Here is a 12,126-nt window from a genome sequence, read left to right as displayed (position 1 = left end):
TAACACGATAGGTGGCTTGAACTGGTGTTTTGTCTGTTTGACACGAATTGGACGCGTGATCGTCACGTCCTGGTCGGAGCATGGCGAATACCCCTCGGACACAATGGTCCAAGGGGTATTTCGTGGCCGGACGGATTAGCCGGTAATGGCGTTCAGGGGTGCGAAGTACCCGAGCTGGTGACCCTTTTTGTTCGGGTGGAAGGACTCGTTGAGCTTGAAGATTTCGAGCGCGGTCAGGTACCAGTCGGACGTGCAGATCTCGTGACCGCTGAACGTCGCCCGGGCGTCGAGGAACGTGAAGCCCGCGGCGGAGGCCTGCGCCGCCGTCACGCTCGCCAGCACGTCGGCCGAGGCGTTGATCGCGGCCTGCTTGGGTGCGCTCAACTGGCCGAAGCACGTGCCGCCCGGCTTGTAGATGCGCGGGTAGCCGATGACGACGACGCGTGCCGAGGGGGCGTTGGCCCGCACGGCGGCGTAGGTCTTCTGGAGGGCGGGCGCGACGGTCGTGCGCACGACCTGGCTCGCGGCCTGGGTGCGGGCGACGCAGTCCGCGTCGGACCCGAACGTGCAGCCGACGAGCACGTCGACGAAGCCGGCGTCGTTGCCGCCGACCTGGATCGTCACCAGCGAGGTGTCCGGCGTGACGAGCGGGAGTTGCGAGGTGAGCACGTCGGCGGTCTCGGCGCCGGAGCACGACGCCTCGACGAACGCGGTCGAGGGGTGGGCCGCGGCCCAGAGCCGGGGGTAGGCGAACGGCCCCCGGCGACACGGGTCGTTGGGGTCGTCGTAACCGTACGTTCCCACGCCGACGGCGTAGGAGTCCCCGAGTGCCACGTACTTGCCGATCGCGGCGGGGGCGGCCGACGCGGCGGACGTGGTTCCCACCAGCAGGGACAGGGCGGCCAGGGTTGACAAGACGATGGCGCGGAACGCTCGCATTGGTTCTCCGTAGATCACCGGGCAGGGGGGAACGGCGTCCAAGAGTTAGCGGTCGATCACGGTGAGCGAAAGGGGGCGCATCGAGAATTCACCGAAGTGCGTACGGTCGGGTCAGTCGCTACCTCCTTACGCCACCGGCCCACCTGCGGGGATCCGCACGACCTGCGGGGGTCCGCACCCCTCGTCGCGGACGGACCACCCCGGCGCGGAGTGCCCACTAACAATCAGGCTTGACTGTTTGTTAGTGGGCCGCCAGACTCGGCGGCATGGTGGTCGAGGCGAGGCAGCGGCAGGCCGATCGCAGCCGGGAGACCAGGCGCAAGCTCATGGAGGCCACGGTCGACTGCCTGGTCGAGCGGGGCTGGTCGCGCACCACGACGATCCTGGTCGCCGAGCGCGCGGGCGTGTCCCGCGGCGCGCAGCTCCACCACTTCCGCACCAGGGGCGAGCTGGTCGCCGCGGCCGTCGAGCACCTCGGCGCGGAGAGCGTGCAGCAGCTCAAGGCCCGCGCGATCGGTGTCGGCCGAGCCCCGGTCGCGGTGGTCGGCCTGATCGCCGACTTCTACGCGAGCGACCTGTTCTCCGCCGCGCTGGAGCTGTGGGTCGCCGCGCGCACCGACCCGGAGCTGAAGACGATCGTGCTGCCGCTCCAGGCCAGGATCGGCCGCGAGACGCACCGGCTCGCGGTGGAGCTGCTGGGCCTCGACGAGTCGCGGCCCGGTGTCCGCGAGGCCGTGCAGATCACCCTCGACCTGGTCCGCGGCCTGGCGCTGGCCAACCAGCTCGCGGACGACCGCAAACGCCGTGAGGGCATCGTCCGGCACTGGGCGACGATGCTCGAAGCCGCCCTTGAGGAGAGCTGAACGTGATCATGGACGTGCTCCACGACCTCCGCGTCGAGAGCGGTGAGCTGGACGACCTGGTCGCCCCGCTGGACGACTGGTCGGTGCCGACACCGGCCGAGGGCTGGACGATCGCCCACCAGGTCGCCCACCTCGCGTGGACGGACCGGGCGTCGCTGCTGGCCGTGCGCGACCCCGACGCGTTCACCGCCGGGCTGGCCGGGTACGACGAGCGCACGGTGGACCGGGCCGCCGCCGAGGGCGCGGAGCGCCCGGACCTGCTGGCGCACTGGCGAACGGGCCGCGACGAGCTGTCCGCCGCGCTGGCCGAGGTGCCCGCGGGCGAGAAGCTGGTGTGGTTCGGCCCCCGGATGAGCGCGACGTCGATGGCGACGGCCCGGCTGATGGAGACGTGGGCGCACGGGCAGGACGTCGCCGACGCGCTCGGCGTGGTCCGCGCGCCGTCCGACCGGCTGCGGCACGTGGCGCACATCGGCGCCCGCACGGTCGCGTTCGCCTTCCTGGTGAACAACCTCGCGCCGCCCACCGACCCGGTGCGGGTCGAGCTGGCGGCACCCGGCGGGGGCGTGTGGACGTGGGGCCCCGAGGACGCGGAGAACCGCGTCACGGGGCAGGCGCTGGACTTCTGCCTGCTGGTCACCCAGCGCCGCCACCGCGACGACCTGGACGTGACGGCCGTCGGTCCGGTGGCGCGGGAGTGGCTGCCGATCGCCCAGGCGTTCGCGGGGCCTCCCGGTGGGGGGAGGGCGCGGTCGTGATCAGGATCGGCAACGCCTCCGGCTTCTACGGCGACCGGCTCAGCGCCGTGCGGGAGATGCTGGAGGGCGGCGACCTCGACGTGCTCACCGGCGACTACCTCGCCGAGCTGACCATGCTCATCCTCGGCCGCGACCGGATGAGGGACGCGAACCTGGGCTACGCCAGGACGTTCCTGCGCCAGATGGAGGACTGCCTCGGTCTCGCCGTCGAGCGCGGCGTCACGGTCGTCGCCAACGCGGGCGGCCTGAACCCGCTGGGGCTGGCCGCCGCCATCGACGAGCTGGGGGTGGGCGCGAAGATCGGCGTCGTCACCGGCGACGACCTGCGGGCCGACTTCCCGGAGTCGTTGACCGCCAACGCCTACCTGGGTGCGTGGGGCATCGCCGAGTGCGTGCGGGCGGGCGCGGACGTCGTGGTGACCGGCCGGGTCACCGACGCCTCTCTCGTGGTCGGCCCGGCCGCGGCCCACTTCGGCTGGGCGCGCGACGACTGGGACGCGCTGGCCGGCGCGACGGTCGCGGGCCACGTGCTGGAGTGCGGCACCCAGGCGACCGGCGGCAACTACTCGTTCTTCACCTCGATCGACGTCGACCGGCCGGGCTTCCCGATCGCCGAGGTGCACGCCGACGGCTCGTCGGTGATCACCAAGCACGACGGCACCGGGGGAGCGGTCACGGTCGACACCGTCACGGCCCAGCTCCTCTACGAGATCGGCGACCCCGCCTACCCCGGACCGGACGTCGTCAGCCACTTCGACACCATCGCCCTGGAACCGCACGCGCGTGGCGTGCGGATCTCCGGGGTGCGCGGCAGCCCACCGCCGGACACGCTGAAGGTGTGCCTGAACAGCATCGGCGGTTTCCGCAACGGCACCACGTTCGTCCTCAGCGGACTGGACGTCGAGGCGAAGGCCGACCTCGTGCGGCGGCAGCTGGAGGGCGCGCTCGGCCCGGACGGTCTGACGTGGACGCTGGCCCGCACCGACCGGGAGGACGCGGACACCGAGGAGACGGCCAGCGCGCTGCTGCACGTGACCATCAAGACCCCGGACCCGAAGCGCGCCAAGGCGTTCTCCCGCACGGCCGTCGAGCTCGCGCTCGGGTCCTACCCCGGCTTCCACGTCACCGCGCCGCCGTCGGACGGCACGCCGTTCGGCGTGTACCGGGCCGCGTTCGTGCCCCGTGACCGGGTCGAGCACCGGGCCGTGCTGCCCGACGGGAAGGTGGTCACCGCATGAGGGCACCACTCGGCACGATCGCCGGAGCCCGCTCCGGCGACAAGGGCGGCGACGCGAACCTCGGCGTCTGGGTCCGCACCGACGAGGCCTACGCGTGGCTCGCGCGGGAGCTGACCGCGGCGCGGCTGAAGGAACTCCTGCCGGAGGCGGGTGAGGTCGTCCGCTACGAGCTGCCGAACCTGCGGGCGCTCAACTTCGTGCTGCTCGGTCTGCTCGGCGACGGCGTGGCCTCGTCCACCCGCTTCGACCCGCAGGCCAAGGGGCTGGGCGAGTGGCTGCGCTCCCGGCACGTCGACATCCCGGAGGAGCTGCTGTGACGATCACCGCCGACCTCTTCGGGACACCCGAGCGCAGGGAGCTGCGCGCCACCGTCCGCCGGTTCACCGAGCGCGAGGTCGTGCCGCACCTGGACGCGTGGGAACGGGCGGGCGAACTCCCGCGCGACCTGCACCGCGCCGCCGCGGGGATCGGCCTGCTCGGCATCGGCTTCGCCGAGGAGGTCGGCGGCAGCGGCGGCGACCTGCTGGACAGCGTGGTCGTGACCGAGGAGATCATCCAGGCGGGCGGCTCCTCCGGCCTGGTCGCGGGCCTGTTCACCCACGGCATCGCCCTGCCGCACATCGTCGACGCGGGGAGCCCCGACCTGGTCGACCGGTTCGTCCGGCCGACGCTGGACGGCGAGCTGATCGGTTCCCTGGCGATCACCGAACCGGACGGCGGCTCGGACGTCGCCGCGCTGCGCACCACGGCCGTCCGCGACGGCGACCACTACGTCGTCAACGGCACCAAGACGTTCATCACCTCCGGCGCCCGCGCGGACTTCGTCACCACCGCGGTCCGCACCGGCGGCCCCGGCTACGAGGGCATCAGCCTGCTCGTGGTCGACAGCGGCGTCCAGGTCGTGCGCAGGCTGGAGAAGATGGGCTGGCACTGCTCGGACACCGCCGAACTGTCCTTCGTGGACGTCCGCGTGCCCGCGGCCAACCTCGTCGGCCCGGAGAACGGCGGGTTCGCGCTCATCATGCGGCAGTTCCAGGTCGAGCGGATCACCATGGCCGTGGAGGCCTACGCCACGGCCCAGCGCTGCCTCGACCTGACGCTCGCCCACGTCCGCACCCGCGAGACCTTCGGCAAGCCCCTGGTGAAGCGGCAGCTGGTCAGCCACAAGCTGGTCGAGATGGCGCAGCGGATCGAGCTGGCCCGCACCTACACCCGCGAGGTCGCCGCCATGGTGGCCGAGGGCCGCGAGTGCGTGGCGCAGGTGTGCTTCGCGAAGAACGCCGCCGTGGCCGCGTGCGACTTCGTGGTGGACGAGGCCGTGCAGCTGCACGGCGGCTTCGGCTACCTGCGCGACGCCGAGGTCGAACGGCACTACCGCGACTCGCGCATCCTCGGCATCGGCGGCGGCACGACCGAGGTCATGGCCGAGCTGGCCGCACGACGATTGGGGTTCACGTCATGACCGCGCTGCGCTCGGTGCTGGACACCGGATCGGCGGAGTACCGCGACAACCGGGCCGCGCTGCTGGCCAAGATCGAGGAGTTGGACGCCGAGCAGGCCAAGGCGCTCGCGGGCGGCGGCCCGAAGTACACCGAGCGGCACCACGGGCGCGGCAAGCTCCTGGCCCGCGAGCGGATCGAACTGCTCCTCGACCAGGACAGCCCGTTCCTGGAGCTGTCGCCGCTGGCCGCGTGGGGCACGGACTTCCCGGTCGGCGCCAGCATCGTCACCGGCATCGGCGTCGTCGAGGGCGTCGAGTGCCTGGTGGTCGCGAACGACCCGACGGTGCGCGGCGGCGCGAGCAACCCGTGGACGCTGCGCAAGACGTTCCGCGCCAACGACATCGCCTTCGCCAACCGGCTTCCGGTGGTGAGCCTGGTCGAGTCCGGCGGTGCGGACCTGCCGAGCCAGGCGGAGATCTTCATCCCCGGGGGACGGGCGTTCCGCGACCTGACCCGGCTGTCGGCGGCGGGCATCCCGACGATCACGGCCGTGTTCGGCAACGCCACGGCGGGCGGCGCGTACGTGCCGGGCATGTCCGACCACGTGGTGATGATCAAGGACCGGTCGAAGGTGTTCCTCGGCGGTCCGCCGCTCGTCAAGATGGCGACCGGCGAGGAGGCCGAGGACGAGGCGCTCGGCGGTGCGCACATGCACGGCACGGTGTCGGGCCTGGCGGACTACGTCGCCGAGGACGAGGTCGACGCGATCCGGCTGACCCGCCGGATCGTGGCGCGGCTGAACTGGCGCAAGCTCGGCCCCGCGCCGAAACCCGTCGAGGAGCCCGCGTACCCCGCCGAGGAGCTGCTGGGGCTGGTGCCGACCGACCAGCGGATCCCGTTCGACCCTCGCGAGGTGATCGCGCGGATCGTGGACGGCTCGCGGTTCGACGAGTTCAAGCCCGGCTACGGCACCAGCCTGGTCACCGGCTGGGCCGACCTGCACGGGTACCCGGTCGGTGTCCTGGCCAACGCGCGCGGCGTGCTGTTCAGCGAGGAGTCGCAGAAGGCGACCCAGTTCATCCAGCTCGCGAACTCCGCCGACACGCCCCTGCTGTTCCTCCAGAACACCACCGGGTACATGGTGGGCGCCCAGTACGAGCAGGGCGGCATCATCAAGCACGGCGCGATGATGATCAACGCCGTGTCCAACAGCACCGTGCCGCACCTGACCGTGACCATGGGCGCGTCCTACGGCGCGGGCAACTACGGCATGTGCGGCAGGGCGTTCGACCCGCGGTTCCTGTTCACCTGGCCCAACGCCAAGTCGGCCGTCATGGGCCCCGCGCAGCTCGCGGGCGTGCTGTCGATCGTCGGGCGGCAGGCCGCCGCGGCGAAGGGGCAGCACTACGACGAGGAGCACGACGCCGCCATGCGGCAGGTGGTCGAGGGGCAGATCGAGCAGCAGTCCCTGGCCGCGTTCCTGTCGGGGCGGCTCTACGACGACGGGGTCATCGACCCCCGCGACACCCGCACCGTCCTCGGCCTCTGCCTGTCCGCGATCCACAGCGGACCGATCAAGGGCGCCGAGGGCTACGGCGTCTTCCGGATGTGATGGGGCGATGATCCAGACACTGCTGATCGCGAACCGGGGCGAGATCGCCCGCCGGATCATCCGCACGTGCCGGGAACTCGGCATCTCGCCGGTGGCCGTGCACTCCGACCCGGACGCCGACGCGCCGCACGTCGCCGAGGCCGACGCCGCCGTGCGGCTGCCCGGCGCCACCCCGGCCGAGACGTACCTGCGGGCCGACCTGCTGGTCGCCGCCGCCGTGAGCGCGGGCGCGGACGCCGTGCACCCCGGCTACGGGTTCCTGTCCGAGAACGCCGACTTCGCCCGCGCGGTGCTCGCCGCCGGGCTGGTGTGGGTCGGTCCGACGCCCGAGGCCGTCGAGGCGATGGGCTCCAAGGTCGCGGCGAAGAAGCGGATGGCGGCCGCGGGTGTGCCCGTGCTGGCCGAACTGGACCCGGACGCGGTCACCGACGCAGACTTCCCACTGCTGGTCAAGGCGTCCGCGGGCGGTGGCGGCCGGGGGATGCGCGAGGTGCGGTCCCGCGCGGACCTGGCCGACGGCGTCGCCGCCGCGCGCCGGGAGGCCGAGTCGGCGTTCGGCGACGGCACGGTGTTCTGCGAACCGCTGCTGGAGGGCGCGCGGCACGTCGAGGTGCAGGTGCTCGCCGACGCGCACGGCACGGTGTGGACCCTGGGCGAGCGCGAGTGCTCGATCCAGCGGCGGCACCAGAAGATAGTGGAGGAGACGCCGAGCCCCGCCGTGGACCCTGGGGCGCGGCAGCGGCTCTGCGCCGCCGCGACCGCCGCCGCCGAGGCCATCGGGTACGTCGGCGCGGGCACGGTCGAGTTCCTGTTCTCCGACGGCGACTTCCACTTCCTGGAGGTCAACACCCGCCTCCAGGTCGAGCACCCGGTGACCGAGCTGGTCTTCGGCGTCGACCTCGTGGCGTGGCAGATCGCCGTCGCCGAGGGGGCGCGGCTGCCCGCCGAGCCGCCCGCGCCGAACGGCCACGCGATCGAGGTGCGCCTGTACGCGGAGGACCCGGCCAGGGACTGGCGGCCCGCCAGCGGCACCCTGCACCGGTTCGAGGTGCCCGGCGACGTCCGCGTGGACAGCGGCGTGGAGAACGGCTCGGTGGTCGGCGTGCACTACGACCCGATGCTGGCCAAGGTGATCGCCTGGGCGCCGGACCGCACGAGCGCCGCCCGCAAGCTCGCCGCCTCCCTCGCGGCAGCCCGCATCCACGGCCTGGTCACGAACCGGGCCCTGCTCGTGGACGTCCTGAGGCACCCCGCGTTCCTCTCCGGGGAGACCCATACCGGCTTCCTCGACGAGCACCGCCTCACCGAGGCCCGCGAACGCGACCTGACGGGCAGCGCACTGGCCGCCGCGCTCACGCAGGCGGCACGACGGCACACCGGCGCTCTGCCGATCGGGTGGCGCAACCTGCCCTCGCAACCACAGCGCGTGAGGTACGAGAACGTCGAAGTCGATTACCGGCACACCCGCGACGGCATCGTCACGAGCCTGCCGTTCACCGTCGTCTCCGCCGACGGGGAATCCGCCGTGCTGGAACGTGACGGTTTGCGAAACCGTTTCCACGTCAGCGTTTACGGCGATTCGGTCGAAGTGGACTCGCCCCTCGGCGCGGTGACGCTCCGGTCCGTTCCGCGCTTTCCCGAACCGGTGGCGACGGTGGCGCCGGGCGCGACGGTCGCCCCGATGCCCGGCACGGTCGTGCGGGTCGCGGTCGAGCAGGGGCAGCGGGTCGAGGCGGGCGCGGAACTGCTCGTGCTGGAGGCCATGAAGATGGAGCACCGCGTCCTCGCGTCGACGGCGGGAACGGTCGCCGAGCTGCGCGTCACCCGAGGGCACCAGGTCGATTCCGGCGACGTGCTGGTCGTCGTGGCCGAGGACGAAGTCGCAGAGGGAGAGTCATGAGCGTCAACTTCACCGAGACCGACGAGCGCAGGGCGCTGCGCGCGGCCGTGGCGGACCTGGGGTCCCGCTACGGGCAGGAGTACTTCACCGCCAAGGCCCGCGCGGGCGAGAAGACGGACGAGCTGTGGGCCGAGGCGGGCGAGCTCGGCTACCTCGGGGTGGCGGTTCCCGAGGAGTTCGGCGGGGGTGGCGGCGGCATCGGCGACCTGGCCGCCGTCTGCGAGGAACTCGCCAGGGCGGGCAGTCCGATGCTGCTCATGGTGGTGTCGCCCGCGATCTGCGCGACCGTGATCGCCCGGTTCGGCACCGCCGAGCAGAAGGAGCGGTGGCTGCCCGGTTTCGCCGAGGGCACCACGAAGATGGCGTTCGCGATCACCGAGCCCGACGCGGGTTCGAACTCGCACAAGCTCACCACGAAGGTCCGCCGCGACGGCGACGAGTGGGTCCTCAGCGGCGGCAAGTACTACATCTCCGGTGTGGACGAGGTGCGGGCCGTGCTGGTCGTGGCGATCGGGGCGACCGGTCCGGCGCTGCTGATCGTGCCGACGGACGCCGCCGGGCTGACCTACCGGCCCATCGAGATGGACATCGTCTCGCCGGAGAAGCAGTTCACGATGTTCTTCGACGACGTGCGCCTGCCGTCGGACGCCCTCGTCGGCTCCGAGGACGCCGGGTTGGCCCAGCTGTTCGCCGGGCTCAACCCGGAGCGCATCATGGCGGCGTCGTTCGCCACCGGCATGGCGCGCCGGGCACTGGACAAGGCCGCCGAGTACGCGCGGACGCGGTCGGTGTGGGGTGCGCCCATCGGCACCCACCAGGGCCTGTCCCACCCGCTCGCCCAGTGCGCCATCCAGGTGGAACTGGCCAGGCTGATGACGCAGAAGGCGGCGGCGCTGTACGACGCGGGGCAGGACAGGGCGGCGGGCGAGTCGGCCAACATGGCGAAGTACGCGGCCGGTGAAGCGGTCGCCACGGCCGTCGACCTGGCCATCCAGGTCCACGGCGGCAACGGCTTGGCAACCGAGTACGGACTCGCTTCGCTGTTGACCGCGTCACGTATTTCGCGAATCGCCCCGGTGAGCCGGGAAATGATCCTGAACTATGTGGCGCAGCACACCTTGAACCTGCCCCGGTCGTATTAGTTGTAGGACCATTCCCAGCGGATGCCGAAGATTCCGGGGCCGAAGTCGCGCGCCTTCGCGTGCGCGTAGCCCCAGTCGTCCACCTTGACCGCGGCCCCGGTGGCGAGGTCCGGGGTGCAGAACTGCTCGCACCGCGCGGGCAGGCTGCGGCTGTCGAACCTGACCTCCAGCGCGTACTCGCGGACGGGGAGGCGGAAACGACGGAAGTGCGAGGTCTCCAAGGCCGGGTAGGGCGCCTCACCCTGGAGCAGCTCGTACTCCAGCACGAGCGTCTCACCCTGCCGCAGGGGTCTCGGGAACAGGAGTTCGGCGACCAGGATGCCACTGGTCGGGTCCGCTATCAGTCGCCCCAGCCTGCACGAGCGGAGCATCCCGATGGTCGGCAGGGGGTTGCCCGGCGCGTCCGTGTCGTAGACCAGCACCCACCGGTCGACGCCGCCGCGGTCGGCTCGCAGGGTCTGCCGCGAGCGCACCCTCCGGGTCCCGCCCTCGGCGCCGATCTCGACGCGGTCCTGCTGGGAGACCCGGTTCAGCCCGGTGTCGGAACTGGTGTCGACACCGGCGAGCAGCTGGGCGAGCCGGACGTTGTCCCGGCCTATGCCCTGCACCTGCGGTTCCGGCTGGCGGATTCGGCCACGACCACGGGGTCGCGGCGGGCCGAGCAGTTGGCTCAACGCGCCTTCCGGCATGTCGAGCACGTCTTCGAGGTGGCTCAACGCGAGCAGCGAATCCGGTCTTTCCGGTCTGCGCCTGCCCGACTGCCAGTAGCTCAACGCCGTGATGCTGATCGGGGCGCCCCGCATGTGCAGTCGGTGCCGAATGCGGTCCAGGCTGAGGCCTTTCGCACGTATCGCGGCACGCAGTGTTTCGGCGAACTCCTCGGCCGTTTCGGTGGTGTGGCCGACCATTACCCACTCCGTTCAGAAGGAACTTCAGCGGGAGCGACCCTACTGGGGCAAAACAGTGGTCCGGTACAGCCGTTCGGGGATGTTCCGCAGAATTCCGTATGCTGACACTGTTAAAGAAACACTGGATTCTTGAGACTTTCGGCCCTGTTCATTACCTGTGCTCGGTCGGAGGCGTACCGCCGAAGGTATGACGACGATCGTCGTGGCCCCGGTGCAGTAGAGCCCTCGGAGCGGCTGGGGCATCTGGTCTATTTCGGACACCTGGGAACGCCAATAACCTCGGAAGACGTGGAGCGCCTGCTCAGGGCGTGACATGCGGTCGTCGTCCCCGTCTTCCCCCGCCCGCGGGTCACTTCGTCGACCGTTCCCTGCGAACGACAGGAACAGACGAATGCGCGAAACACGACAGGTGCGCTGGTTGGCCGGTGCCGGTGCGGTGATCGTCGCCGCGGCGACCATCACCATGGCGGCCGGGACGGCGCAGGCCGCCGAGGGCGGCATCCTGGCGGCCGGATCGCCCCAGGCCATCCCCGGCAGCTACATCGTGAAGCTCAAGGACTTCTCCACCGCGTCCGCCGACTCCCTCGCGTCGAAGTTCGGCACGAAGATCGACCGCACGTACGAGGGCGGGTTCAAGGGCTTCGCGACGAGCGCGTCGGAGAAGCAGGCGAAGCGCCTCGCCGCCGACCCGTCGGTCGAGTACGTCGAGCAGAACCAGGTCTTCAGCATCCAGGCGACGCAGACCAACCCGCCGTCGTGGGGGCTGGACCGCATCGACCAGGCCAACCTGCCGCTCAACTCCTCCTACAGCTACACCACCACCGGCGCGGGCGTGAACGCCTACGTCATCGACACCGGTGTCCGCATCAGCCACCAGACCTTCGGCGGGCGCGCGGTCAACGGCTACGACGCCGTCAGCAACGACAACATCGCCCAGGACGGCAACGGCCACGGCACGCACGTCGCGGGCACCATCGGCGGCAGCCAGTACGGCGTCGCCAAGGGCGTGCGGATCGTCGCCGTCCGCGTGCTCGACAACAACGGCTCCGGCACGACCGCCGGTGTCGTCGCGGGCATCAACTGGGTCACCAACAACCACGTCAAGCCCGCCACGGCCAACATGAGCCTCGGCGGCGGCGCCTCCACGGCGCTGGACGACGCGGTGCGCACCTCCATCGCGCGCGGCGTCACCTACGGCGTGGCGGCGGGCAACAGCAACGCCAACGCCTCCACGTTCTCCCCGGCCCGCGTCACGCAGGCCATCACCGTCGGCGCCACCGAGCGCACCGACGCCCGCGCCAGCTACTCCAACTACGGTTCCGTG

The 12,126-nt window shown here is 71.4% G+C and carries 9 protein-coding genes and 1 pseudogene; 8 read left to right on the top strand and 2 right to left on the bottom strand.

Features of this window, described 5'->3' with window-relative positions; genetic code table 11:
- Window positions 1-135: 135 nt before the first annotated feature.
- Complete coding sequence (locus tag AC156L_RS14275) at window positions 136-939, bottom strand: SGNH/GDSL hydrolase family protein (protein WP_330882533.1); 804 nt, start codon at window positions 937-939, stop codon at window positions 136-138.
- Between the two features lie 266 nt (window positions 940-1,205).
- Between AC156L_RS14275 and AC156L_RS14270 the strand changes: the two genes are divergently transcribed.
- The 7 genes and pseudogenes from AC156L_RS14270 (at window position 1,206) to AC156L_RS14240 (ending at window position 9,894) form a co-directional block, all read left to right on the top strand.
- Window positions 1,206-1,802 carry a TetR/AcrR family transcriptional regulator gene (locus tag AC156L_RS14270; RefSeq protein ID WP_330882531.1) on the top strand — a complete coding sequence of 199 codons (597 nt, stop codon included), beginning with the start codon at window positions 1,206-1,208 and terminating at the stop codon, window positions 1,800-1,802.
- A gap of 8 nt (window positions 1,803-1,810) precedes the next feature.
- Entirely contained in the window at window positions 1,811-2,560 is a 750-nt protein-coding gene (locus AC156L_RS14265; protein ID WP_330882529.1) for a TIGR03084 family metal-binding protein, read from the top strand.
- Window positions 2,561-2,616: 56 nt separating this feature from the next.
- A pseudogene (locus tag AC156L_RS14260) lies at window positions 2,617-4,115 on the top strand (acyclic terpene utilization AtuA family protein).
- A gap of 2 nt (window positions 4,116-4,117) precedes the next feature.
- A complete protein-coding gene (locus AC156L_RS14255) occupies window positions 4,118-5,260 on the top strand; it encodes an acyl-CoA dehydrogenase family protein (RefSeq protein WP_330882674.1) in 1,143 nt (380 codons plus the stop codon).
- Window positions 5,257-6,852: an acyl-CoA carboxylase subunit beta gene (locus tag AC156L_RS14250; protein WP_330882527.1), complete on the top strand. Its 1,596-nt coding sequence runs from the start codon at window positions 5,257-5,259 to the stop codon at window positions 6,850-6,852. The genes AC156L_RS14255 and AC156L_RS14250 overlap by 4 nt, the downstream gene beginning before the upstream one ends.
- 7 nt (window positions 6,853-6,859) lie before the next feature.
- Window positions 6,860-8,752 carry an ATP-binding protein gene (locus AC156L_RS14245; RefSeq protein WP_330882525.1) on the top strand — a complete coding sequence of 631 codons (1,893 nt, stop codon included), beginning with the start codon at window positions 6,860-6,862 and terminating at the stop codon, window positions 8,750-8,752.
- Window positions 8,749-9,894: an acyl-CoA dehydrogenase family protein gene (locus tag AC156L_RS14240; RefSeq protein WP_330882523.1), complete on the top strand. Its 1,146-nt coding sequence runs from the start codon at window positions 8,749-8,751 to the stop codon at window positions 9,892-9,894. The genes AC156L_RS14245 and AC156L_RS14240 overlap by 4 nt, the downstream gene beginning before the upstream one ends.
- Here the strand turns inward: AC156L_RS14240 and AC156L_RS14235 are convergent.
- Entirely contained in the window at window positions 9,891-10,697 is an 807-nt protein-coding gene (locus AC156L_RS14235) for a hypothetical protein (RefSeq protein ID WP_330882521.1), read from the bottom strand. The two genes, AC156L_RS14240 and AC156L_RS14235, sit on opposite strands and share 4 nt — an antisense overlap.
- A 496-nt stretch (window positions 10,698-11,193) precedes the next feature.
- Here AC156L_RS14235 and AC156L_RS14230 point away from each other — a divergent pair.
- The coding region (locus tag AC156L_RS14230) for a S8 family peptidase (protein ID WP_484406909.1) at window positions 11,194-12,126 on the top strand (933 nt) is incomplete at its 3' end.

It is taken from the genome of Umezawaea sp., from assembly GCF_057122925.1.
The sequence above is the reverse complement of the archived record's forward strand: the minus strand, read 5'-3'. Positions and strand labels throughout refer to the sequence as shown.